26 protein-coding genes are annotated in these 24,263 nt (G+C 61.6%); 16 read left to right on the top strand and 10 right to left on the bottom strand.

The genetic code is table 11. The features are described 5' to 3' along the window. The first annotated feature begins 258 nt into the window (after positions 1-258). Together QRN45_RS00500 and QRN45_RS00495 are read left to right on the top strand one after the other, a co-directional pair. Positions 259-1,242, top strand: coding sequence for a M48 family metalloprotease (locus QRN45_RS00500; RefSeq protein ID WP_284762121.1), 984 nt, complete (start codon positions 259-261; stop codon positions 1,240-1,242). 496 nt (positions 1,243-1,738) lie between these two features. After that, positions 1,739-2,785, top strand: coding sequence for a PDDEXK nuclease domain-containing protein (locus tag QRN45_RS00495; protein WP_284762119.1), 1,047 nt, complete (start codon positions 1,739-1,741; stop codon positions 2,783-2,785). A 213-nt stretch (positions 2,786-2,998) separates the two neighbouring features. Here QRN45_RS00495 and QRN45_RS00490 read toward each other — a convergent pair whose 3' ends face one another. From QRN45_RS00490 to QRN45_RS00455, 8 genes are all read right to left on the bottom strand, one after another. Further along, complete coding sequence (locus QRN45_RS00490; RefSeq protein ID WP_284762118.1) at positions 2,999-3,949, bottom strand: trypsin-like peptidase domain-containing protein; 951 nt, start codon at positions 3,947-3,949, stop codon at positions 2,999-3,001. A gap of 244 nt (positions 3,950-4,193) precedes the next feature. Further along, a complete protein-coding gene (locus QRN45_RS00485) occupies positions 4,194-5,675 on the bottom strand; it encodes a ThiF family adenylyltransferase (protein ID WP_284762117.1) in 1,482 nt (493 codons plus the stop codon). After that, a complete protein-coding gene (locus tag QRN45_RS00480; RefSeq protein ID WP_284762116.1) occupies positions 5,600-6,169 on the bottom strand; it encodes a hypothetical protein in 570 nt (189 codons plus the stop codon). Before QRN45_RS00480 ends, QRN45_RS00485 begins: the two co-directional genes overlap by 76 nt. Next, positions 6,153-6,683: a hypothetical protein gene (locus QRN45_RS00475; protein WP_284762115.1), complete on the bottom strand. Its 531-nt coding sequence runs from the start codon at positions 6,681-6,683 to the stop codon at positions 6,153-6,155. The genes QRN45_RS00480 and QRN45_RS00475 overlap by 17 nt, the downstream gene beginning before the upstream one ends. A gap of 1 nt (position 6,684) precedes the next feature. Then, positions 6,685-6,984 carry a hypothetical protein gene (locus tag QRN45_RS00470; RefSeq protein ID WP_284762113.1) on the bottom strand — a complete coding sequence of 100 codons (300 nt, stop codon included), beginning with the start codon at positions 6,982-6,984 and terminating at the stop codon, positions 6,685-6,687. A gap of 83 nt (positions 6,985-7,067) precedes the next feature. Continuing rightward, complete coding sequence (locus QRN45_RS00465; RefSeq protein ID WP_284762112.1) at positions 7,068-8,117, bottom strand: ImmA/IrrE family metallo-endopeptidase; 1,050 nt, start codon at positions 8,115-8,117, stop codon at positions 7,068-7,070. A gap of 4 nt (positions 8,118-8,121) precedes the next feature. Continuing rightward, positions 8,122-9,087: a hypothetical protein gene (locus tag QRN45_RS00460; protein ID WP_284762111.1), complete on the bottom strand. Its 966-nt coding sequence runs from the start codon at positions 9,085-9,087 to the stop codon at positions 8,122-8,124. Then, complete coding sequence (locus QRN45_RS00455; RefSeq protein WP_284762110.1) at positions 9,084-10,112, bottom strand: hypothetical protein; 1,029 nt, start codon at positions 10,110-10,112, stop codon at positions 9,084-9,086. The genes QRN45_RS00460 and QRN45_RS00455 overlap by 4 nt, the downstream gene beginning before the upstream one ends. A gap of 320 nt (positions 10,113-10,432) precedes the next feature. On the opposite strand from QRN45_RS00455, the gene QRN45_RS00450 reads away from it, so the two are divergent. From QRN45_RS00450 to istB, 7 genes are all read left to right on the top strand, one after another. Then, positions 10,433-10,708 (top strand): type II toxin-antitoxin system Phd/YefM family antitoxin, encoded by a 276-nt coding sequence (locus QRN45_RS00450; protein WP_284762108.1) that lies wholly within the window; start codon positions 10,433-10,435, stop codon positions 10,706-10,708. Next, positions 10,705-10,998 (top strand): type II toxin-antitoxin system RelE family toxin, encoded by a 294-nt coding sequence (locus QRN45_RS00445; protein ID WP_284762106.1) that lies wholly within the window; start codon positions 10,705-10,707, stop codon positions 10,996-10,998. Before QRN45_RS00450 ends, QRN45_RS00445 begins: the two co-directional genes overlap by 4 nt. 180 nt (positions 10,999-11,178) lie before the next feature. After that, positions 11,179-12,018: an SDR family oxidoreductase gene (locus QRN45_RS00440; protein WP_284762105.1), complete on the top strand. Its 840-nt coding sequence runs from the start codon at positions 11,179-11,181 to the stop codon at positions 12,016-12,018. Between the two features lie 144 nt (positions 12,019-12,162). After that, positions 12,163-12,549 (top strand): winged helix-turn-helix transcriptional regulator, encoded by a 387-nt coding sequence (locus tag QRN45_RS00435; RefSeq protein WP_284762104.1) that lies wholly within the window; start codon positions 12,163-12,165, stop codon positions 12,547-12,549. A 502-nt stretch (positions 12,550-13,051) separates the two neighbouring features. Continuing rightward, positions 13,052-13,237, top strand: a complete 186-nt coding sequence (locus tag QRN45_RS00430; RefSeq protein ID WP_284762103.1) for a hypothetical protein — start codon at positions 13,052-13,054, stop codon at positions 13,235-13,237. 258 nt (positions 13,238-13,495) lie between these two features. Beyond that, positions 13,496-15,175: an IS21 family transposase gene (gene istA / locus QRN45_RS00425; RefSeq protein WP_284762102.1), complete on the top strand. Its 1,680-nt coding sequence runs from the start codon at positions 13,496-13,498 to the stop codon at positions 15,173-15,175. Continuing rightward, positions 15,172-15,981, top strand: a complete 810-nt coding sequence (gene istB / locus QRN45_RS00420) for an IS21-like element helper ATPase IstB (protein WP_284762101.1) — start codon at positions 15,172-15,174, stop codon at positions 15,979-15,981. The genes istA and istB overlap by 4 nt, the downstream gene beginning before the upstream one ends. 1,043 nt (positions 15,982-17,024) lie before the next feature. Here the strand turns inward: istB and QRN45_RS00415 are convergent. Then, complete coding sequence (locus tag QRN45_RS00415; RefSeq protein ID WP_284762100.1) at positions 17,025-17,375, bottom strand: hypothetical protein; 351 nt, start codon at positions 17,373-17,375, stop codon at positions 17,025-17,027. Positions 17,376-17,444: 69 nt separating this feature from the next. Between QRN45_RS00415 and QRN45_RS00410 the strand changes: the two genes are divergently transcribed. Beyond that, entirely contained in the window at positions 17,445-17,594 is a 150-nt protein-coding gene (locus tag QRN45_RS00410) for a hypothetical protein (RefSeq protein ID WP_284762099.1), read from the top strand. Beyond that, entirely contained in the window at positions 17,549-17,956 is a 408-nt protein-coding gene (locus QRN45_RS20870; protein WP_350309748.1) for an AEC family transporter, read from the top strand. The genes QRN45_RS00410 and QRN45_RS20870 overlap by 46 nt, the downstream gene beginning before the upstream one ends. Positions 17,957-18,033: 77 nt before the next feature. Here QRN45_RS20870 and QRN45_RS00405 read toward each other — a convergent pair whose 3' ends face one another. Then, positions 18,034-19,320: an MFS transporter gene (locus tag QRN45_RS00405; protein ID WP_284762098.1), complete on the bottom strand. Its 1,287-nt coding sequence runs from the start codon at positions 19,318-19,320 to the stop codon at positions 18,034-18,036. A gap of 209 nt (positions 19,321-19,529) precedes the next feature. On the opposite strand from QRN45_RS00405, the gene QRN45_RS00400 reads away from it, so the two are divergent. The 5 genes from QRN45_RS00400 (at position 19,530) to QRN45_RS00380 (ending at position 23,900) form a co-directional block, all read left to right on the top strand. Next, on the top strand, positions 19,530-22,004 hold the full coding sequence (locus QRN45_RS00400) for a glycoside hydrolase family 3 protein (protein WP_284762097.1): 2,475 nt from the start codon (positions 19,530-19,532) through the stop codon (positions 22,002-22,004). A 3-nt stretch (positions 22,005-22,007) separates the two neighbouring features. Continuing rightward, a complete protein-coding gene (locus QRN45_RS00395) occupies positions 22,008-22,643 on the top strand; it encodes a TetR/AcrR family transcriptional regulator (protein WP_284762096.1) in 636 nt (211 codons plus the stop codon). A 111-nt stretch (positions 22,644-22,754) separates the two neighbouring features. Next, a complete protein-coding gene (locus tag QRN45_RS00390; RefSeq protein WP_284762095.1) occupies positions 22,755-23,198 on the top strand; it encodes a pyridoxamine 5'-phosphate oxidase family protein in 444 nt (147 codons plus the stop codon). Continuing rightward, positions 23,191-23,559, top strand: a complete 369-nt coding sequence (locus tag QRN45_RS00385) for a YidH family protein (protein ID WP_284762094.1) — start codon at positions 23,191-23,193, stop codon at positions 23,557-23,559. The genes QRN45_RS00390 and QRN45_RS00385 overlap by 8 nt, the downstream gene beginning before the upstream one ends. Next, positions 23,556-23,900 carry a DUF202 domain-containing protein gene (locus QRN45_RS00380; RefSeq protein ID WP_284762093.1) on the top strand — a complete coding sequence of 115 codons (345 nt, stop codon included), beginning with the start codon at positions 23,556-23,558 and terminating at the stop codon, positions 23,898-23,900. Before QRN45_RS00385 ends, QRN45_RS00380 begins: the two co-directional genes overlap by 4 nt. The last annotated feature ends 363 nt before the right edge of the window (positions 23,901-24,263 follow it).

The following is a 24,263-nucleotide window of genomic DNA, read 5'->3' as shown; positions in this document are numbered from 1 at the left end:
CGACCGGATCACCAAAAGGCAATGGGGGATGGTGAACTGCATCAACGGCCACAAAGACCCCCGCCCCCAGCAGACACCCTCCACCGACAACGGATTCGACGGATTCCTCAACACCCTCGGACAGGAAGAGTAAAGGAATCCATCATGAACACCACCTCGGTGGCTGACCACGGAAGAAGCAATGTCGGTACCGGGTACTAGGGTGCCGGTCACGACGGGATTACGAAACCAAGCGGCTTATTGGGGGCCCGGATGAACATGAAGAACAGCTCCGAAACATCGGCGGCGGCGAAGCGCCGGCGCCGCGGCGTCGACTGGACGGTACTGGTGCAGCTGGTGGCCATGGTGCCCTCCCTGCTGGCGGGTCTGGGAATCGTCGTCCTGGTGATCTCCCTGGTCCTGGGATATGTCCCCAACACGCCGGCGTGGACGCAGTGGGCGCCGTTCGGGGCCGCTGCGCTGTGGTTCCTCCTCGGGTTCGTGTGGTTCGCGCCGTTCCTGCAGTCCTTTCTCGCCCAGTCCTTCTTCTTGTTCAGGTCGCCGGTCCTCGCCGAGCTGCGCCACATGGAGTACTCCTGGCATGAGGTCCCGAGGCGGGCCGGAATCGGTGACAGGGCAAAGTTCCGGCTTTGGATCCAGGACACGGACGATCTGAACGCCAGCGCCGCGGGCGGAAGCATCGTCTCGGTCACCCGGGGCGCGTTGCGATACAGCGGGGATCATCTGGGCGCGGTCCTCGCCCATGAGCTCGGTCACCACCTGAACGGGCACACCTACCCAAGCCTGTTGGCCTGGTGGTTCAGCCGGCCCCTGTACTGGATCCGGCGCCTGGCCCGGCTGGTGCTGCGCATCGCACTGGCCATTCTGCGGTTCATTTCCTACCTCAACATGCTGGTTGCCCTCGTCGGGTACCTCTTCATCGGCAGCGTGTATCTGTTCGTGTTGATCAGCCTCGGACGCGGCATCTCCTGGGCGTGGGAGCCGGCCTGGCCCGCCGTCGTGCTCCTGGCCCTGGCCTGGATTCTGGCCCCGGTGATGAACCGTCAAGCCGAGTACCGGGCCGACCGGACCGCTGTCCAGCTGGGCTATGGTCCCGCGTTGGTCGACGTCTTCCGGGACTGGCAGTACCTCGGCTTCGACGACCACCGCCCCCGCGGCCTGCGTGCCCTGTACCTGGCCTCGCACCCTCCACTGCATGCCCGGATCCGGAAGATCGAAAAGCAAGTCGCCCGCACCCTGTAGCACCGCCACGGCACCCGCCGTGGCTGACCCACCATGACCACCGAAAATCTCACCCCCGGCCAGATAGACAACCCAAACCAACACTGAAGGAGAACAACCGTAGCCACTTCCGAGCACGAACATCAGCCTTTTTAGGCTGATGTAATCTCCAAATCAGCCGTTGGGATGTGATTCAGGACGCCTAGACGGTAGTGGATCTGCCGATGAGGATGCATGAAGATGCTGCAAGGCCTGCGCTGTTGAGCCTGGCGCCGCCGGCCTCGGGATGGGTGGTATTGGGGTCAACCTACTGGCAATTGAGAATCCACTCTCAATTGCGCCACAAGCTGTGGCACATTTGTCGGTCCCGCGATCGGCCTTTAAACGGAGTTGCTCTGCCGTCCACCCGCCAAGAGAGTCTCGGGAGCCGCACCGTCCCGCGACCGGAAGGCAATTGTCCAGACACTGTCTGGACAATTGCCTCTTGAGCGTCAGTGGTGGCCGTTAGGGTGGATACATGACTCAAATCGAGCTGGATCTACCCGAAGATTATGCAGTCGCACTCACGACTCTAAAGGATCTGGTGCGGGAGGCTCAACTCAGGGCCCAGCGGGTGGTCAACAGCGCGATGATCGAGTTGTATTGGAATATCGGACGGACGATCCTGGAACGGCAAGCAAACGAATCCTGGGGCAGTAAGGTTCTGGACAGGCTTGCACGTGACTTGCGCGCGGAGTTTCCGCACATGAGGGGATTTTCCCGGACGAATGTCTACAACATGCGCGCGTTCGCGGCCGCGTGGAGCGGTCCGGAACCAATTGTCCAGACACCGTCTGGACAATTGAGCTGGAGCCATAACGTCACGCTCTTGAACAAGCTCAGGGACCATGAACTGCGCCGCTGGTACGCCTCCAGAGCGGTACAGAACGGCTGGTCGGTCGCCGCTCTTGAACACCAGATCCTCACCGGTCTCCACACCCGCACCGGGGCAGCACCGAACAACTTGGAAGCGCGCCTCCCGGGCGAAGGAACCGACCTGGCACGGGCTGTCGCCAAGGATCCCCTCGTATTGGACTTCTTGGGCCTTACCGAGGAAGCCCAAGAACACGACATTGAAGAAGCCATGACCCTGCGGATGGCTCAGACCCTGGCCGAGTTCGGCCCCGGCTTCGCTTTCGTCGGCCGGCAGTATCACCTAGACGTTGATGGAGACGACTTCTTCATCGATCTCCTGCTCTATCACGTACCTTCAGACCGTTACGTTGTAGTCGAACTTAAGGCAGGAAAGTTCAAGCCTGAACACCTAGGGCAGCTGAACTTCTACGTCGCAGCGGTCAACGACATGCTGCGCCTTCCTCGGCAGGCGCCCACTGTTGGCATCCTTGTCTGCGGGTCTCGGAACGAACGCACCGTGCGGTACGCGCTCGACGGATCCGCACAGCCCCTGACAGTCACGTCGTACACGTACGAAGCGCTCCCGGCAGAGGAAAAGGCAACCCTGCCCTCGCCAGCTGCAATCACCGCCGCGCTCGAACACGACCCCGTCGACGCGGTCGAAGCCTGATTACTACACCTGCGGGCTGCCGGTGGAACGACGAGCACGCGGCGCAGAGAGCATTCTGTCGAACCAACGAGAGAATCAGCCGCAACGGGTCTACACGAGCCGTTGAGTGCGGTCAGTCGAGCCGGCCACGATAAGGACCTTAATTGTAAGCCTAGGGCTACAAAGGGCTTTTAGGCCGGTCATGCAATGCTCTGTTGTCGCGCCCCACCCTAGTCAGTAGTCAATTCTCTTGTGAATATGTTCAATTTCTGAACCCCACCACACCGAGCCGATATCCGATTCGTCATCGGTTCTTCCGCTATAGACCCCAAGGAGCCTTCCTTCCTCAGGCAATGTTCCATCAAGTCCGCCATTGCCATCAACATAAGTCTCACGGCGGTATGAAATAACCGGTGATCCAGATTGCCCTTTACGGGTTCGGCTATCTATCAGGAAGCGCTCTTCTCGACCTGAATTAACCTCGTTTGCAACTGATCCCGCGGTCCATATCGGCATCGTAGGGCTGTAATCCGTAGTAGATGCGGGATAGCCAAGCACATAGACTCGGTCAGTTGGTCTCACCATCAATTGCCCTTGAGAGTCGCGAATGCTCTGAGGGTTCCATACGTAAGCTCTCTGCGCGAGCTGATGTATTCTCGCCGTTTCATCGAGGATAGGAAGTAGGGCAATGTCGGACATGACCTCGTCAGGATACGCATCCTGATGCTCCGGCCCCATGACCCTTCCCGGAGTCTTGGTTCCCTTGTATCTGCTGTACCATCGACGACGAAAGGCTCCGGGCTCTCCCTGCAGGAGAGGAAACTCTATGCAATCCAGCGCTTCAGGTCCCACTCCCATCCCGAGCGCTGCCGGGAGCCTGACATTCAGGTAAAAAGGTCTACTCATTGAATTACATCCATTTATGAATCTACCAGAGGTATCTTGACCCGCAACGACGTGGTAGTTAGTCACAAAGGCCAGGCGGCTTTTTGTCGACAACTCCTGCCACAGATCGTGTTGGGCAAAGATGAATCCTGTTGCAAACCCAATCACCTTCTTATCATGGTCCAAAATATCAACGCGCAGCGAGCGGAGCGAAAACGGAGAGTGCACAATATTGACTGGTTGATACTCGGCGTCTGAGCCTCCGTCAACGTCATCGTCGTATTTGTCTAGTATCGGCATGGTTCCACCTATTCATATTTCAATGAGCCCGAACGGATCGTCGGCTCCTCTTCCGGGCACCGACTAAGCGTAGCTCCGGACCCTATCGCCTTGACGAGCTTGGTGGCAGCGCTCGTCCCAGCTTTGGAACCTTGAGCGACTACTCGTCATCTCGCGCTCGATTCACCCCGCGTCGGCAGTCTCGGTGGTCCTGCATCACTGCGTGTAGATCGTCGAGACGCTTAAGCAGACCATATGGCTGTCGCTAACGATGACTGAATCGATCGGACCACATGTTCTGCAGAGTGGCAGAGCCGGCCGCCCCGCAGAAGATGCAGTCCTCTTGCCTCAGGTATCTTGTCGCGTTATTACGCGATGACCACGGATTGACCGTTTGGATGCTGACATGATTCTTGTCGTCGTCCAGCCCCCCAGTCACGGAGGCTCTCTCCTTGACAGCTTCGGCGGCAAGAAGCACCCCGGCCAAGACGCTTAGGTAGCCGACCGAGAACTGATGCGGCTGGGTATCCAGCTCCGCTGCCAAGATCGGGAGGGCACGGTTGTCCAGTTCCCCACAGCGTGCCGTGCGCGCCCAGGAATCAAGCTCGGATCTCGATATTCCGACGGATTCGGCGAGCCGCGCCTTCGTTTCATGGTCTGCTGCCAAATACCGTTCACGCAATTCGGGGTCGCTAATCTCCGGCTCCAAGGGATTGTGGCACACAAGGCATGCCCTGACTTGAGGGGGGCCCGCGCGCATGAGACTGGCGCGCAGATTGTATGTTGACGCGCCTAGCACCATCGCTGGGATCAGCCGCTGGATCGCCAACCGCGAACGGTTCTTGTCCACGGCTGATAACAGGAGTTGCAAAGGCTGCTGGCGTCGGGGATGTTCCTGGGCAAGACCGTCATGGGGGTCCCACACTAGAAGCCCCGATCCTCCCGCCTGAAGGACTTTGGCGGCCGTGCTCGCCTTCGGCAGGCCAACCGTGGAGGCGTCAAAGAGAACGCACCGGTTGAGGTTCGTCAGATCGACGGTATCCGCGTCGGCGATCTGGGCCGTGCCGTTGAGCCCTGGCGTTGCCCAGAGAGTGAGCATTGCGGCTGTTCCGACTGCGCCCACTCCGGCGAGAAGGAAGTCGCCTGCGAGGTTCTCGGGCATAGACGGGGGATTGGGCGGAATTTCGCTAGCCGTGACATGCTCCCAGCCGTCGTAGACAAAGGGAACGAATTCGACGAGTCCACGGGAAGCGCGGAAGACATGGCCAGCGGCGTGGGCTGCCGCGATGTACGGACCGAAGGGCAGGCTAACCTCCGCCCCGGCGTCGAACGTGGTGTGGGCAAGACCTCCCCACCAGTCACCGAAGACCAAGGTCATGTCGGCGTCGTCAACGTGACCGATGCCGAGGACGAAGCTCTGTTCCGGCGCCCGCGCGGCCGGCATTGGTGGTATCGCCCCGATTGCCTTCGCGGATTCGAAGACTGCCATCACGAGGGATGATCCGGCACTGTACCCCGGTGCAACGCCGGGATGGAGCTTGGCCTCCGGGCAGGCGACCGTGAGCCCGGCGACCGTGCCAACCGATCGGGCCAGTAGGTTGACCAGCATCCACAGGGCCCTCTGCCCGGCCCCTGAGGAAGCGGCCGATGCGGAAATCGCCACATGAACGTTCAATGGCTTGCCTTGGTCATGCGCGACCAAAGCGCCTCCAGCCGTGCCGGAATGCCGGTTCGCGATTGTTTCCATCTTGCAGCCTCCTTCGGATATTGGCTCTGGTCGATTTGAACTGGAACTATGCGGATCAATGAGATGGCTTCGTCTCGGCTCAGCTCGGTCCACCCTGCGGCTCCGCGGACATGAACTGTCCCGTCCCATGGGTCTGGGTCTTCTTGGGCATGCTCAGGGAGCACCACTGATAATGCTCCAAGGTGCTGTGAGTATGCCATGGCGTCGTCGGTGGGGGAGTGGGTCGTGCAAGTGCCTCCGTGCGTATGCACCTGGGCGAGCCGCTGCAGGCGATGCTGCCTCAGGTGCTTGCCGGCGGCACTCATTTCTGCTGCGCCGATCCGGTAGTTGCCGGGAGAGAGGGCTGCGGCCGGAACGGTGAGCGTGGTGACCACGCCACCAAGACCGGGCGGGACGGGTACGCCGTCCAGGAATGCGACTCTTTCGACGCCTTCGGGGGCCCGATCGAAATTCTCGAGGAGCCCTTGCCAGACCGCTTCAGGAATCCAAAGCACCGGCTCGACCCAGGTAGCAGGGGGGAGTGAGGACCTCATGCAGCCGGCTCAGTGTTGCGGCTAGGGTATGAGTTCCCGGTTGCCACTTCTCGCCGGGAAACGGAGTGTGATTCGAGATGTAGTAGTCGCGGGACTGCGAAAAGCACACCAATTGGTCAGCCGATCCGTCGGGGTAGCTGAACGATGGATGGATGGCGAATCCGAAGGGGACATTGGTGTAGGAGGGCAGCCACGGGCTCCCGGGCTGCGGCTTTGGGCCTCGCGGATCTGCCGGGGATACGAAGTAGACGCCCGGAGGCAGTTCGTCATAGCTCCGAGCGTCAAGCAGGATGCAGTAGTCATCGACCGATCCATCCGGCGAAACGGCTGCCGCGTGAATGCATGCGTGGAGGGGATCGAGCTTGGTGTAGCTCCATCCCCAGCTTTCTGGACGACCACTTGCCCAGAACGAGTCCAGGTGGGCAGCGAAGGTCATAGCGGCATACTCGGCGTCGGCAAGCGGAACGGCGGGCACTTCAGGCACCACCTGTGGGGCCGGCCAGAAGCCAGACAGTGTCGTTGCCAACGAGCTCTAGGAAGTCGCCGAGATGCTGTTCCTGGTGCTCGAAGACGTTCGTTCCGGTGGACTCCACCCGCAGGCGATCGGCCGGATTCCGCTCGATTCCGAGTTCTGAATATGCTCGTTCGATTACCGTTCGCGTGGGGGTGCCAGGACCGGCTTGGAGTTCGACCTCTCGCCCGCTGTCCTCGTGGACCACTGTGATCGTGATCTTGCGGCCGTTCTCTTGTTTGGCTGGGGTCTCGTGACTGTTCACGGGCATTCTCCTAAAGTCCTAGAGACGGGACCCTTTCCTGTCTCACTTAGGTCTGACGGGACAACGTCCGATCTGTGCGGCGGTCAGGAGGAGCACTCGATGCAGACCTTGGAGGCGTCTTTGAACTGCGACGGCGGCTTGAGGTAGAAGCAGTGCTGGCACTGACGTTCGGCGGCTCGTCTGCATCCGCAGTGTCCTCTGGGGCAGCGGGGCTCCCCGCAGCGGGAACATGTGTTCTTGACGAAGAAATTGGTTCCGCATGTCTCGCAGTCCTCCCACCTGCTTTCTGAGGAGGACAGCGCTGTGCCGTCCTGGGGCGGAGAGAAGTGCTTCCATGGGGCGCCGTACTCGACCATTACCGCGATGTAGAGCCCGTCGCACCAGGCGATCTGGCCGTAGAGCCGGTCCGACGTGTGCCCGGTGGAGTATTGAATCCGACTGTCGTCACGTTGGATAACGCGATCTGCGCGAGATTCGGCCAGCGATGCGGCAACCAAGGGGTTTGCGGACTGGTCTGAACCTCGGGCTGGGGGAAAAATTCGCCCCCGCGAAGCAGCGAAGCTCACCGTTCCTTCGGAGTCCAAGACGGCAACCGTGCCTGGACTCCTGAGTTCTTCGGCGAGGCGGACGCAGATTGCGGCACGGGAGGCCTTTGAACGGCGGAACAGCTCCAGCGCGCTCTCGACGGTCGGCCCGGTTCGTACCACTTGCTGGACGAGCGTCGAGGGTAGGAGCAGATCGGCTGCGAAAGCATCGCACGCGGCGTCTTCAAATTCTTCGGAGTCCTCGGCTTGCATAAGGGCGTCCCCGAGTTCGAGGTCGATGCTCTGGATGTGGTGACCGAGTTCGTGCAGCAGGGTGAAGCGTTGGCGACGTGCTGAGAGGGACTCCGCGACAACAAGCGTCGGAGGCTGGGTCTGCCAGAGGTAGCCCCCGGCGACCGAGCATCCGCGTTTGGAGCCCTCGGGGACATTGCTCTCTTCGGGGACCGGAGCGATGGTCAGATCTTCCCAGGAACCGATCTCTGAGAAGGGATCTTGCGCCAGCCGCGCCGCAGCTCCGGGCCAGCGTTGTTCGAGGACTGACAGCATGCCCTCAACCTGTTTGCCCGTCCCCTCGAATAGCTTGGGCATTGGTTTACCTTCCCTCGCTCGTGCCGCCGTGGAGGCGTCCTAGCGCAATGGTCCGCAGTCGCTGTCTCCACATATCCGTGTCACGGCCGCTTTGTCGCGCCGCCAAAGCGAACGTCTCGCGGGCAACGCTGAGCCGGGCCGTGTGCTCATCGATTTTCAAGCTCTCGGCCTCTGAGCGAACGAGGAGTCTCCAGCGGGGCTGTTGGAGCTCAATCAGCAATTCGTTCGGCAACGGTTCGGCGATGGAACTTAGGGCCTCCGGAGAAGATCCGATATGCAGGGCTAGTTGTCTGGCTTCCCCGGCGCTGAGCTGATAGTTGCCCCGCACGATGTTCATCGCCTTGCGCTGAGGGACATGGAGTGCCTCCATCACTTGCTTCAAGGTGATTGTAGGCTTTCCGTGGATTGTTCCCTGAGTTGTCATTTGTTCAGGGGACTCGGAAGGCAAAGGCTGGAGATCCTCGATCCAGCCGTCCAAGATGTCCTCCATCTCCGCCCGCTGCTCAGCACTTGTAGACGCCAATTGCCGGAAAGCATGCTCGGCCTCGGGGAGGGGATGTGAGCTGCTTGCGCGTATCGCCGTCTCGAGCGTCTCGTGTGAGAGCCCGCCGAGTGGGCGCTCAAGCGTCTGGATTGGCACCTCTCGCGTGATTCCGAGCCATACCGTGACCGGCACTCCGAGCTCATTGGCTGAGGCATCGACGACGACTGATTCCTGATCTTGCAATCCAGGTTCGATGGTCACTGGTGCGGCCAGAACTTTCTGAGGGTCGGAGGACTCGTGAATTATGAGGAGCAAGATGGTGGATCCTGACCATCGCGCCACCCAGAGGGAGTTATTCCGGACATCGAAGTCCGGCGAATCAACATCTGAGGCCTTCATCGCCCCGAAGCGTACCGCGGTTGGCGTCTTGGTCTGGCTTGCCAGTTCCAGCAGTCGGGCTCGTTTTCCAGGATGGGTCTTGGTCATCGGTTTTGTCCTCCATCCTTGACTGACGGGACTAAGCCTGGCGCGTCCTCAGCCACTGGTTCAGTGGCCCTTCTAAGCTCTCCCCGGCAGCGAGCGAGTACCCGGCGTACTACCTCAGGAGCAGTCACCTCATCACCAGAGATTTCAATGAGCTTCGATTTGAGGGAGCGAATTCGTAAGGCTGTTGAACTCTTGCCAAGACCAAGCATATTCGCTGCCGCCTTGGGGTCATCGAGAACAAGGACGAGACCGCGTTCCTCGGCGGACAGCGCATCAAAGACTTCCTGGGAAAGCGTCTCGAAATGCTGTTGCTCCTCACCCCCGAGGATCTCCTCGAGAGGAGACGGCCCACGTGCCGGAACTTCGTCGGCCGTTTCCTCTTCAGTCGAGACCGTCAGAGGGTCCAGGATGTGCGGGAACCGGTTCGCAACAACGTGGACGAGAGTAGCGATGTGCAGGCTCCCCTCTGCTGTGAGGAGGAGCTCCTCAAGCAAGGCCTCAAGCTCGCCGGACCTCCCAAGTTGCGCACGACGCGTTCCTCCCGGAGGCTCTGGATAGTACGTCACATGCACCCGTCGCGCCACCGCAGCCAACGCAGCCGGATCGGCAACCCCTGCTTGTGCGGGGCCGTCGGTAAGACACCAGAAGTGCTGGGCCGGCGCACGATCGAATCTCCCATCACGTTCCAATCGCTTTTCCAAGCGATCCCGCAGCGAACCCACGGCTGAACGGGCATGGAGGTCAACAAGCCAGTTGCGCAACCATCGGCGGATCATGCGCCCCAATGCATCGTCGTCTTCCGCTTGGAGCTGGGCCGCCGTTGTCAGCGCCTCGCCACGGTCAAGGAAGAAGTCGTACGCGTAATCCTCGTGCGTCGACGCAGGGTCGGAGGTGAGGGAAGGAAACCGGGTGAGCTCCTCACGGGCGACTTTCAGGAGGAGATCGACGGCCTTTGGACCAAAAGATCCAAGAGTACGAAGCTCCTCCATCACGGTCGTTATCGCCGTGGTTGTCTCGTAGCCCACGCTGTCCCCCTGCCAGCTCTTTGTGTGTACAGCACACCGAAATTTGTCCGCGGTTTCTCCACTCTAGAACTGGAGCTCCTTGGGATTTCGGAGTGCTCAATTAACCCTGCGAGGAACCGTCCGCATCACCCCGAATCTTACATGTGAGACGGACTCGCAAATCCGCACCCTGACGGATTGATGAGAAAGCAGTCGACGCGGCGTAGTACGATCAAAACAGCGGTTTAGTTGAAGCTTCAAGCAATTTACTTGACATAAGGCAGATTATCGGCTAAAAGTCAGGCTAGTTGGTGGCCTGATATCAGGCTATAATTTCCAGTATGAGAACCGTACCGCTCAGCGAAGCCAAGGACAAGCTGTCCGCCCTCGTGGAGGAAGCAGACACGACGCACGAGATCATCCAGATCACCCGGCACGGGCACCCGTCAGCGGTGCTCATGTCCGCCGACGACCTGGAATCCCTGCAGGAGACCATCCACTGGCTCTCGCAGCCGGGCATCCGCGAAGACCTCGACCAGGCCCGGCGCGACATCGCCGCGGGCAACACGGTCAGCGGCGCAGACCTCCGCCGTGAATTCGGACTGCCGCCCCGGTGACCGGCGCAGAAGCTACCGGCCCCGCACCGTGGAACGTCGAGGTCACCAGCCCGGCACTGAAGAGATTCCTGCGGCTGCCGCAGAAAGCGGCAACCGCGATCGTCGAATTCGTCACCGGCGCACTGGCCGACAATCCCCACCGGCTGAGCAAGCCCCTCACGAACGAACTCCTCGGACTCCGCACCGCACGGCGCGGCGACTACAGGGTGCTGTTCACCCTCGACATCGAAGAACACATCCTGTACGTCCACCGCATCGAACACCGCTCCGACGTCTACAAACCGCGTTAGCCGAACTCCTCGAGGAAAGATGCGCCATTGGGGGCCTCTCCCCCAAGCTCAGGCCGACGAAACGTCCATTTATCGGCGTTAACCGCGGGAGCAGGGGTGGATGTAAGAACTGGCCAATACTGCAGCGCGGCGCCATTGGTGCAGTTGAAATCACTGGTGCATCATATGCAGTAATAGGGCATGACCTTTCTTATTCATGGAGCTACCGGCGCGCAGGGCGCCCCAGTAGCCGACGCTCTCCTTCGGGCCGGCAAGACAGTCACTGCAGTTGTTCGCTCGACGGCGTCCTACACCAGCGGCGCTGCGGTAATGGTCGACAACTCGTCGGTCGCATCACTCGCTGACGCATATACCGGCGCAGAAGGCCTGTTCATCCACTTGCCTCTAGGTTCGCCGCTGCAGCAGCTCGACCATGCCCGGAACATCGCGGCGGCGGTCAGCCGGACGCGCCCCTCCCGTGTTGTGTTTTCCACGAGCGGATACCCTTTGGGTGAAGACGAGGAGAGCCCGCATGGGGTTCTCATGCGAGGACTCCAGGACTCGGGCGTCTCCTCGGCCATCGTAGCCCCTCGCCTCTTCCTGGAGAACCTGCTGCTGCCCCCGGTTGTGGCGGGAGCCCGGGAGCAGGGTGTGCTGGAGTATCCCCTCCGGACAGACTACCGGGCATCGTGGAGCTCCCATCTGGACATCGCCGACGTCGTCGTGAAGTTATTCGAAGACACTGACGTCTCCGGTGTCGTTACTGTCGGGGCTCTCCCGGGCCTGGTGGGTGAGAACCTCGCTGAAGGCTTCGCGAAGTACCTAGATCGGGACGTGCGCTTCAGGGCCCAGACGCCAGACGAATTCGGCGCGGCCATGATCCCTCTGTTCGGTCACGAGGGCATTGGACCCGTCGTCGATTCCTACCACTGGCGCAATACACAGCCCGATGAACTGATCGACGAAACCCGAAGCGCACAAAAGTTGCTCGGGCTTCATCCGCGTCCTGTCGAACAGTGGCTTCGCGACGTCAACGCCTGAACCCTGCACCGGGCTGGGGCCGACCTGCCCGGCCCGGTCAATCAGTACCTCGGGACGTATCAGACCTAACGAGATTCCAGAACCGACGGTGAGTGCATGGTGTGCATCAAGTGTGCACGATGCACTCGAAACTAGGATGGCAGCATGACGTATTGCGCAGACCATTGGCCCGACTGCGGTGTCGCCCGGTTCCTTACCCTGCTCGACGGGCCGTGGGCGACACTGATTGTGCGTCAGCTTCTCATGGGGCCGGCGCGCTTCACCGAGCTTCGCAACGACCTCCCCGGTATCAGCGCCCACACACTGACAAACCGCCTCCGTCAGTTCCAGGCCTATGGCCTGGTCACTAGAACCGCCTACGCAGAGATCCCGCCCCGGGTTGTCTACGAACTCACTGAACTGGGGGCAGGTCTTCGACCGGTTCTTGCTTCAATGAATGACTGGGCCCAGCACGTTCCGAAAAAGGAGTCAGGTAACGAGCCCCAGGAACGAAGCGTAGCGCATCAAGCGATCGGCACCGCTTCAGGCTGAATGCTCAAACAACCGCTGCCCCAGGCGTGATGCAGGCGCTAATGCCCTGGGTGGTTTTTTGCGCCTTTGATGGACTCCCCCTTTTCATGTGTACCTGCTCTGGATTCGTCTAGGGAAAGTCGCGGATGAATGTCCTTTGGCTCGTATGCCCATGAAGGGCCGGTTGCTCGATGGTGCGTGGTTCGGAAAGATTGTTCAGCGCCCCATCCGAGGACGTCGGAGATGGGATCGCCTGTCCGCTGCGGGCGGACGGGGCGTTCAATGTATTGGGCTTGCCCGCCCTCGCGGTGGGGCGCCACCACCAAGGCGCGTGAGACTGAGTTCGTCGCGGCGGCACCGAGGTTCCTGCGCACCAGATGCAGGCAGGCATCAATCCCCGACGCGGCGCCCGCCGAGGTGATGACGTCCCCGTGGTCGATGTAAAGGACCGAAGCATCGACGCGGACAGCCGGGCGCCGTTCTGCCAGGCACGGACCTGGCAGAACGGCTCCGCAGGCAGGAAGTGGACACTGTCGTACTGGTGGGCTACATGACCAACAACTGCATTCTCGCCTCAGCAGCGGAAGCCAGAGTTCCTCGGCTTTGCTACAGAGGTCATCTCGGATGCGACAGGTGCCATCAACATCGCCAAGAGCGCCGGTGCTGCCGGGGCCAAAACCGTGCTCGAAACGCTGTTGGCACTCCTTAACGCAAACTGGGCACGCGTTTCCACCTCGGAGCCCTGGACTGCTGCGCTGGCCTCAGGCGAGCCAACCGCCGGCAGCTCCGCCATCGCAGGCGCTGAGCTGGCAGCCCGGCTGTTGGTTATGGCAGTTTGAGTGGGGACCAGTTTTGCAGTCTGAGTTGAGCCCACTTTGCGGCTCGCCGGTTGATAAATCGCAGTTTCAGTTGAGCCCGCCCCACGGTTGATCCCATCAGAGTTTTTTCCCAACGGTGGAAGGCAGTGATGGAGTCGAGAGTGGAGCTATTCGCGAGGATCCGCCGGGATGCCAGGGTTAAGGGCTCATCGATCCGCTGCCTTGCCCGGGACCACCGGGTCTCCCGAAGAACGGTTCGGCAGGCCCTGGCCGCGGCGGAACCACCGGTGCGCAGGATCCCGGTCCGTGGGGCACCGAAGCTGGGTCCGCTCAAAGGCGTCATTGATGCGATGCTTCTGGCTGACCTGGACGCCCCGCGGAAGCAACGACATACCGCTCAACGGATTTTCGATCGCCTGGTCGATGAGCATCAGGCCGTGATCTCATACTCCACCGTCCGCCAGTACGTGAAGGCCCGCAGGACCGCTATCACCGTGGAGGCAGGGAACGCCCCGGCGGAGGTGTTCGTGCCTCAGGAGCACGCGCCCGGGGAGGAGGCTGAGGTGGATTTCGGTGATGTTTGGGTGGACCTGGCCGGGGTCAGGACGCGGTGTTACATGTTCGCGTTCCGGCTCTCGAACTCGGGCAAATCCGTCCACCGCGTGTACCCTACATGCGCGCAGGAGGCGTTCCTGGAAGGCCATATCGAGGCGTTTACCGCTTTGGGTGGTGTTCCGAGGAGGCATATCCGCTATGACAACCTGACCTCGGCAGTCACGAAAGTCGTTTACGGGGGCGGGCGGCAGCGCGTCGAGAACGAGCGGTGGGTGCTGTTCAAATCACACTATGGGTTCGATGCCTTCTACTGCGAGCCGGGCATCAAGGGCGCCCACGAAAAAGGAGGGATCGAAGGTGAAGTTGGACGGTTTCGAAGGAACTTCCTCACCCCTGTCCCGGTGGTGTGGACCCTGGCGGAGCTGAACGACAAGCTAAGAGTTTGGGATGACGCGGAGGACCGGCGCAGGATCTCCCAGCGGATCCGGACTATCGGGCAGGACTTCGCCGTCGAACAACCACTGCTGGCCCCTTTGCCGGCAGAGGGCTTTGATCCGGGCCTTGTCCTGACTCCGCGGGTGGACCGTTCCTCGCTCATCACCGTCCGCTCGACGAAGTATTCGGTGCCGGTGCGGTTCATCAACCGGAAGGTCCGGGTGTCCCTGCAAGCGACGCAGGTGAGGATCTTCGACGGGCGGACCCTGATCGCCACCCACCCACGGACCGTCGCCCGGGGCGGGCAATGCGTGCAGCTGGACCACTACCTTGAGGTCCTGAAGTTCAAACCCGGCGCCCTGCCCGGATCCACCGCGCTGGCGCAGGCCCGGCAGTCGGGGATGTTCACCCCGGCCCATGACGCGTTCTGGGCCGCTGCCCGCAAGACCGACGGCGACACCGCCGCCACCCGTGAACTCATCGACGTCCTGCTGTTGCACCGGGTGATGGACGACGCGGACGTGATTGCCGGGATCACGGCCGCCGTGCGGGTCGGGGCGGTCTGCGCGGACGTCGTCGCAGTCGAAGCCCGGCGGGTGGCTGCGGAGCGGAACACCCCGGGGTGGGTCCGGCCCGATTGCGGTTCCGGCGCGAAAGAAGAACTCGTCGAGCACCGCATTGTCAGTCTCACCCAGCGCCGCCTCGCGGATCCCGCAGCCGTGATAGCCGGCCTCCCGCTGGACAAACGCCCGCTGCCGACCGTGGCCTGCTATGACCAGCTCCTCAAACGCACCACCGACCCACGTCCAGTGCCACCGAGCAAGGAGCATGTCTCATGAGCCCCACCGTTCCCGTTGTCGTGTCCCAGACCCTACGCCGGCGGCGGGGCCTGACCGAACATGCCGCCGCGGCGGCCGTGGACCAGGCCTGTCGGCGCCTCCGGCTGCCGACGATCCGTGCCGTCCTCGACGAAGCCGTAGCCGTTGCGGGAAAGGAACAACTCTCCTACCAGGGCTTCCTGGCCGAACTGCTGCTGGCCGAGTGTGACGACCGGGACCGTCGCTCCTCCGTCCGCCGGGTGAAATCCGCAGGATTCCCGCGGGATAAGTGGCTCGGCGACTTCGACTTCGACGCGAACCCGAACATCAACCCCGCCACGATCCACACCCTCGCGGCCGGGGACTGGATCCGCAAAGGCCAGCCTCTCTGCCTCATCGGCGATTCCGGAACAGGGAAGTCCCACCTGCTCATCGGGCTCGGGACCGCCGCGGCCGAGAAAGGATTCAGAGTCAAATACACACTCGCCACCAGGCTTGTTAACGAGCTCGTGGAGGCAGAAAACGACAAAGCCCTGGCCAAGACCATCGCCCGCTATGGACGGGTCGACCTACTGTGCATCGATGAACTCGGATACATGGAACTCGACAAACGCGGCGCCGAACTGCTCTTCCAGGTCCTCACCGAACGCGAAGAGAAAGCATCCGTGGCCATCGCCACCAACGAATCCTTCTCCGGCTGGACGAAGACCTTCACCGACCCGCGACTCTGCGCCGCTATCGTCGACAGGCTCACCTTCACGGGCACCATCATCGAAACCGGAACCGACTCCTACCGCCTCGCCCACACACTCCAGAAATCCACATAACCCGTAAGGTCGAACGATCAGCAGGACCGAGACGTACCCGCATCGTCCAGCACCCCGTCACCGGGCCAGCCCGAGGGCGGCAACCAGGCGTGCCGTCCGGGTCACGGACGGACTAGCTGTCCGGGCCCTGTGGGAGCGATCAGGCTTACTGCTAGAGGGGGCCCAGATCACGCGGTCTAGTTCTCCCGTTTGCGCGCCAGATGCCGTGCGAATAAGCGAATGGATATGCCAACACCGATTCCTATGGGAACCACATATAGCACTCCCGACCGCGGGAAAAGCTGCCCCAGGACGGCCCCGACGACTGCCGCGGAAATTATTATGACGACGATGATGAGTGTTAGCTTCAGGTCAGTCACTATTGCTTCCCCTTTGCAGTCGTGTCACCCCAAGGCCGTATCCGACCGTGTGACACCTCGACCCTACGGGTGTCACGTAGAAACGCCCCCAAGTGTAGCTCCGGTTGCGCAGCCGAGCCCTATCTCAGCGCCGCTGCTCCTGCGGCCCGTACCCTGATAACGCCGGCAACAAAACTGCTGACAATTGCGGGCACCGCTGCCACTGTCATGATGACACCGAACCAGCGCCCACTAAGTCCTTTGATTCGCCAAGCATCTGGCCCCGGTCCAGATACATCATTGGCTATACGACGTTCATAGTCGAAACGCTGCCCGACAGCACGCAAAGCCCCGACGGCGGCGTTTCAACCGTTCCTCGTAAGCGACTCCGGCCGCCATCACATGGTTCCAGACAAGACTGCGATTTACCGCCAACCTGGGCTCAAATCAGATTGACATTCTCAGGCTGTCGTGGAGCTCCACGATCAGCTCGTGAAGCACGCAAGGCATTCCCTGGCGCATACCGCAGCGACAGAAATGCTGATTCATGGTTCAGAGTTTCGTGCCCACCCTGCGGGCGATGGGGGTCGCGGAAGATAACGTGGAACGGATCCTGGTTAAGAATCCTGCACGGGCTTTCGGCGTGCCCGCCTGACCTCCTGCGCTCAGCCGATGACTGCGAAGGTATCGCCCGCCTTGACGTGCTCACTTTCGCGCCGAGCGGTCAGCGCGATTCCCGAGCGACGGAGCCTGGTCCCGGCGCTCCCGGAAGGTTCGCACGGTCAGATGGTCGTAGAGCAGTTCGTAATGGTCGGTGTCATCGAGCCACCACCCGCCCATGTAGTAGTGGCAGACCACTCTGAGGCCGCCCAGCCCGACGGTCACCGGATCGTAGCCCTCGAGGTGGGACCACTTCGAGGACAGTTCGCTGTGCAGGTACTCGCTCATTGGTTCGAGTAGCCAGTGGGCAACCTGTCCGCCGGCGACGCAGCGTTGGCAAGCGTCCCGGGAGTCCTTCACATAGTCCATTGCTTGGCGCACCTGTTCGGCGTCCATCACTTCAGTGCGGCCCGGGACGAAGTACCGGCGACCAAGCGCCGCGATCTCCCCGGTAGCCCGCAGAAAATGCTTGAAGTGGAAGTCCGGAAAGATGCCATACCGTGCACCGGACTGGAGCCCAACCAGGAAGACGACGTCGTCGTCGGGGAGCTCAATTCCACGGCCAGGTCCTGTGCAACCTTTTTCGCAGCGTCCTCATTGGAAACGGCCCGCTGATCGCTGCCGCTTCCCACTATGTCTGGCCGGTCGGGTTCGATATCGGACTGGCTACCACGCTCAAACTTCTCGTAATGCCAGTCAGCGCCGCTGCGATCGCCATTCCCCTCGGGAGCACCGAGGCAATACCCACTGGCATCCTGTTGATCGCAGCAGTTCCAACAGCGCCTTCCGCGTATGTTTTGGCCAGACGTATGGGCGGCGACACCCGCGTCATGGCATCCACCACGTGCGTGCAGACCATCCTGCGTCGCCACCCTGCCAACAGTCCTGATGCTCGCCCTGCGTTGACTTCTGGAACACCAGGGGCAAGGTGGCATCCTGCACTCATAGGGCCGCGGGGACTGGTGATCCACAGCTAAAAGCTGCGTCCACCGTCCCCATACTGAGAACGGTGGACGGGCTGGGGCAGCGGTACTTTTTTGCGGGGAGAAACGGGTCAGCGCACCTTTTTTACGGGAAGGATCGTCAATGCCCCTAGCAGTGCAACGCCTGCCGCCACGGCCAGGAGGAGGTCGTAACTGCCTCCGGCCATTGTCACGAGCGCAGCTGATACAGCTGGTGCGAGGGTTTGGGGACCTGTCATGGCGATGTTGAAGACGCCGAGGTCCTTTGCTGTGTCTTCGGGGTTGGGGAGGACATCGATGACGAGGGCGAGGTCAACAGCGATGTAGATGCCGAAGCCGATGCCGATGACGAGTTCAGCCCAGTAGAACCCCGTGGTTGAGTTTGCCAGGGTGAGCATCCATGTGCCGATGCCGAAAATGACAGCTGAGATCCAGATAAAGACTTTTCGACGCCCGAGCTTGTCGGAGATCCATCCGGCGATTTGGCCTGCTGTTACAAGAGCCAGGGTGTAGATAAGGACACCGGTTGCCAGGGCGCCCGCCGCGTCTTGTTTGGAAAGGCCCAGGTCCTGCTGCAGGTACAGAAGCCGGAACGTGACGAACATGAACATTGCCAGGACAACGAGAAAGCGCGAGATCCAGGCAAACGCGAAGTCCGGGTTTTGGCGGGGGTTCACCCAAAATGTCTTCAATGCGGTACGCAAGCCGCCTTCAGATGCAGGGCGGCGCTCGATCGGCCGGTCCGGTAGCACGAATGCAAAGACGAGAACCAGGACCAGAGCGAGGGCCCCTGGAACCAGGAACAGCAGCAGCATGTTCTGCCCGAAAAGACTTGCTGAGTAGGCTGCCCCCAAGGAGGCGGCTTGCGAGGCGATGCCGATCATGCCGCTGACTTTGCCACGCTGCCATTGAGGTACCTGGTCCGCCAGGGTGGCCGTATGTGCTGCGACCGCAGCATTGCCCAGGGCCTGTGCGAAGAACCAACCGATGCCCAGAACGACGACATTCGGGGCCAGCGCAATGACGGTCAGGCAGACCAGGAGCCCCACTGCGCCGGCGACCAGCCAGGGGCGGCGACGGCCGAATCGACCTATAGTGCGGTCGCTGAGACGGCCGAAAATTGGGTCGAAGAGGAGTGCGGCGAAGGCGCCCATTGAGATAACGACGCCTAGCGTGGAAGCAACTTCAGGCGCGGCGACCAAGGTCTGCACCTTAAGCGTCATTCCGGCCACGATTGGCATAAAAAGGGCGATCATCAGTCCCAGCCGGGCTAGCACCATCGTCGCGATGACGGTTGCTTTTGCCTTTTCAACGGGAACCGGGGCAGCGGACAAAGCCTTGGAAGCTTCAGGTCCTGCAGCAGAATCAGACACAACCATGGGTCTCATTGCTTTCTATTGGAGGCGGTCCAGACCAAGAACAGGTCCGGGGGTGTGATAAAAACCACAATACATCAAAAAACAGACCGAGTACACGGTCTGTCGTAAACGGACCGTGCACTCGGTCGGTGAATGCTATAGTTGTTGTGATTCACCACACAAGACGTGGGCCACTTGCCCCCGCAGTTCGACGACGAAGGAGTCTTCCAATGGGCGTCAATACGACCGACCCCTATGACGTCGCGCTACCCACTCCTCTGCCTCCCGCCGCGGAAGAGGCTGCAGAGTATGCGCTGCGTTCCTTGAGCCTGCCCGCCAAGATCCGGCTGCTCTCCGGAGCTAAAATGTTCAGCCTCTGGGCCGATGCGTCGGTCGGACTCGAGGAGATCGTCATGTCGGACGGCCCAACCGGTGTCCGCGGCGAAGAAGTTGTGGGGGGCCGTGAAAGTTGCCTTCTGCCCAACGCCACACTGATTGCCCAGACATGGAGTACCCAGGTACTTGAAGAGGTGGGTGCCCTCCTCGCCGAGGAGGCAATGGACCAGGAAACCCATATCGTTCTGGGCCCCACCATTAATCTGCACCGCAGTCCGCTGGGCGGACGCCTTTTCGAGTGTTTCAGTGAAGATCCCTACATCACCGGCGTCCTCGCCGCCGCCTACGTCCGCTCACTTCAGGCCCGAGGGATAGCAGCCTCACCCAAGCACTTCCTCGCCAACGAGTCCGAGACGCAGCGCACAACTGTCGACTGCGTGGTCGATGAGCGGGCGCTGCGCGAGCTGTACCTGCTGCCCTTTGAAATCGTGGACCAAGACGCACACCCGTGGACCGTCATGGCCTCCTACAACAGCATCAACGGCGTCACGGCAACAGAGCACGACGAACTCATCAACCAGATCCTCAAGCGGGAGTGGGACTTTGACGGACTCGTCATGTCGGACTGGTTTGCCACAAAGAGCGCCGCCGAAAGTGCTAACGCCGGGCTCGACCTTGTCATGCCCGGACCAGACACCGTATGGAACACTTCACTGGAGAAGGCCGTACGCTCCGGTGCTGTTTCCGAGGAGACCATCGATGATCATGCACGGCGCCTCCTCAGGCTCGCTGACCGCGTCGGCGCCCTCGGTGGTCGCAAGTGGCAGACCAGCATTGCCCGTCCCGACAGTGATGCGCGCCGGGAACAGTTGAGGCGCATCGCAGCACAGGGCATGGCCGTACTCAAAAACGTAAATGCCACGCTTCCGCTGTCCAAAGGCGTTGGGTCCGTGGCCTTGATCGGCCGCCATGCCACCGATACCGTGGCACAAGGCGGCGGTTCTGCCCGTGTGCGCCCGCCGCATGTCGTCAGCATCGCCGATGGCATCAGCTCCGCACTTTGGCCTGACGGTGTCAGGCTTGTGGACGGCGTTGAAACCAGGACGCGGATGCTTGCCGCTTCGCCCGCTTACGTCCGGGACCCCGAGACCGGCACGCCCGGCATGCGGGTGCGTGCCCTGGATGAGCACGGGGAAGTCATCGAGTCGCGGCACCTTGACGTAGCCGAGCTCGAAGTCGCTGAGGACGGTTGGCTCGCTGGCGCGGCCCGTATCGAACTGTCCGCAGATTTATCGCTGAACGAACCGGCCAGGATGCGGCTGGGAGTCATCGGGCCCGGGGAATGGACCGTGACCGCGCCCGGCCATCGGGAGAACTTCACGATTACACCGCATGATGGTCCCGGCGGCGGCCTCCACAGGCCCAAGAGCCACTCGTCCGTGGTCACCGTCGAAAACCGGGCGCGCCTTACTGCTACCACGGCGCCCCACTTCGAAATGCGCATCATCGGCCTCGTGGTGACTGCCGCGCCCCGTCCAGCGGCAGCCGCGATACGGGACGCCGTGGAAGCCGCGGCCTGCGCTGACACGGCAATAGTCGTGGTCGGCAACACCCAGGAGCAGGAAACCGAGGGACAGGATAAGAAGACCCTCGCATTGCCTGGGGAACAGGACGCCCTCGTCGCTGCAGTTGCCGCCGTCGCCCGCCGTACAGTCGTCGTCATTAATGCGGCGACCCCCATCCTGATGCCCTGGATCGATGACGTAGAAGCCGTCCTCTTCGCCGGGCTCCCGGGACAGGAGGCCGGCGACGCCGTCGCCGCGGCCCTCATCGGTGAAATCGAACCATCCGGGCGCCTGGTCACCACGTTCCCCGCACACGACGGCGAAGGGCCGGCCTGGGACATCATCCCAACCGACGGGCGCCTCGTCTACACCGAAGGAACGAAGGTTGGCTATCGGGGCTGGTACAACTCCGGCAGAGAGCCCCTGTTCTGGTTTGGGCATGGCCTGGGCTACACCACGTGGGAATACGCTTCAGCGGAGGTTACAGAACAGGAAGGGCCGACAGTTACGGAAGTGGCCGTGAAACTGTCGAACACGGGATCGCGCGCTGGCAGGGAAACCGTCCAGATTTACCGTATTCCCGCCGAAGGCGAGGAACCGGTGCGCCTTATCGGCTGGGCGCAAGTTTCCCTGGATCCCGGGACGGACGGTACTGTTCGAGTCAAGTGCGATGCCAGAACCCAACGGAGCTGGGACGTCGCAGACCAACGATGGCGTCCGCTAACCGGTGGTTCCATTGCGGTTGCTCGTGGCCTTGGTGACCTCCGAATCACGCTTCCGCTCGAAAACGGACAGGAGTCCTAACGCGTGTCTTACCCTCCCGGCTTCCGTATCGAACGCGAGCGGACCCGTCCCGAAAAGGCGGGCGACGTCGCCCGGTCCAAAGCCATTCAGGCCGCGATCGAACTCTTCTCCACCAGCGGCTACAACAAAACGTCCATAGCCGAAGTCGCGCTCCGGACAGGGCTGTCCCAATCCGGGCTCCTTCACCACTTCCCGAACAAGACTGCCCTGCTTACCGCGGTCCTGGAACAACGGGAGAAGGAAGACAGCGAGTTCCTCTTCGGCGAAGGCGAACCACCGCTGGGCTGGGCTGCTTTCGACTCCCTCGTGGCACTCGTAGCCCGTAACTCCACCCGCCCTGAGTGGATCGGTCTTTTCGTCCGCATCTCCGCTGAGGCCACCGAAGCCAGCCATCCCGCCAACAGATGGATGCTGGACCACTACAGCAGTGTCCGGGCATGGCTCACACGCGCCCTGGAACACGGGAAGGAAAACGGGGAGGTCATTCCCGACGCCCCCGTGGACGCCATCGTGCGCAACACCATCGCCGTCCTCGACGGCCTGCAACAGCAATGGGTAGCCGAACCACACAGCATGTCAATGGTTGCGGAACTGCGCGTCTACCTGCATCAGCTCCACACCGTATGGGGTACCGCCTAAGGGCACGCTTCAAAGCCACTGAGTCTTCCAGCGGATCCCGTTTGCCCCCACTCTCGCGCTGCCCCGCGCTGTGCTTTCGCGCCCTCCATCCACGCCCTGAAAGGCCCTAGCATGCCCGCCCTTCCCCCACACCTTTTCGACATCGTTTCGCAGCCAAACCCCGCTGTGATGGCCACCGTCAATTCAGACGGCCATCCTGTGAGCGTACAGATCGTGTACCTGGCCGAGGATCCGGAACACCTCCTGCTTAGCATCGCGTCAGGAAATTCCCGGGGCGGCCGACTTCAACACCTCCGCCACGACCCGAGGATGTCCCTAACAGTCCTTCAACGGAACAACTGGACCGAGGCGCTCACCATCCAAGGAATCGCCGTCGAGTTCTTTGGCGACGAGAACCTTGCAATCATCGACGCCATGACAATGCACTACTTCGGCGGCCCCTACGCAATCCGGGCCCCCCGGACCGGCGTCAGGGTACGAATCGACGATTGGACCCACCACTCGAACAGTGCTTTCCTCGTGAATGACCCCCATCAGGAGGACGCCGATGGCTGAAACGCGGCGGAGATTTCCGCAATCGGTTTTCACCCACGGCCAGGAACCGGATGCCCGCTTCAGCCTCGCAAACGAGCGAACGTTCCTGGCCTGGATCCGCACCGTACTGGCACTGCTCGCCAGCGGGGTGGCCCTTGAAGCACTCGGACTCGGCCTTCACCCCGCCTACAAGCTCACAGCCTCCGTACTGCTTATACTCGCAGGCATCCTCGCCGCCCTCCAGGCCTGGGACGGATGGAAAAGAACCGAACGCGCCCTCCGCGTCAACACGCCGTTGCCCTCAGCGCCCCTCGCCCTCCCGCTGGTTGTGTTGTTGGCGGTGATCGCGGTGTTGATCCTGCTCGGGATCCTGCTGAGATGAGCAGCCTGTTCGACCCCGGCCTGCAGCCGGAGCGGACCGGACTGGCCTGGCAGCGGACGTGCCTCTCCCTACTTGCAGGGTCTCTCGCAGCGATCAAGGTCCTGCCCCCGGTACTTGGCCCGTGGTCCATGCTCCTTGGCCTGGCCGGGGTAATCGAAGCTCTGACTCTTCTGGTGCTCGTACGGAGCCGGTACCTCCTGCACAACCGACTCCTCACCAGCACAGATGGGCTGCCGGGACAGGTCGCCAGCGGCCGGCTGATCATCACCCTCAGCCTCACAACCCTGATCGCGGGATGCGTCTTGCTGGCAGCTGTCTTGAACATGGCGCAGCCATGGTAGACACTACGTACGCCACGCCATCCCGCATTCGCGCAAGCCAGGCAGTTCCCTTTCTGACCACCAGCACAGCCGCGCTTGAGTCAAGCCGCTCAAGAAGAAGGCCGAAGAGGCCCGACGTTACGCCGTAACCCAACAGCCCCATGAACAGCCATTGACATGCAGAAAAAGGCACCAGGCTGGCGCGTCCCACTCCCGCAACCCAGCAAGGTCACGTCGCTCCGCCCGGGACCCACACAGCCGTGGGCACCTTATATTCATGTCAGGGAACGCCAGAAGGAAGGCATCGCCCTGGCCAGCGCGGCGACTACAAAGGGCGGAACCTGTGCTTGGTCTTGGTGAACCAGCAGCGCGACCGCCGCCGTC

It is taken from the genome of Arthrobacter sp. efr-133-R2A-63 (assembly GCF_030209795.1).
GTDB lineage: Bacteria > Actinomycetota > Actinomycetes > Actinomycetales > Micrococcaceae > Arthrobacter > Arthrobacter bambusae_A.
This window is presented reverse-complemented; position numbering and strand designations above follow the sequence as displayed.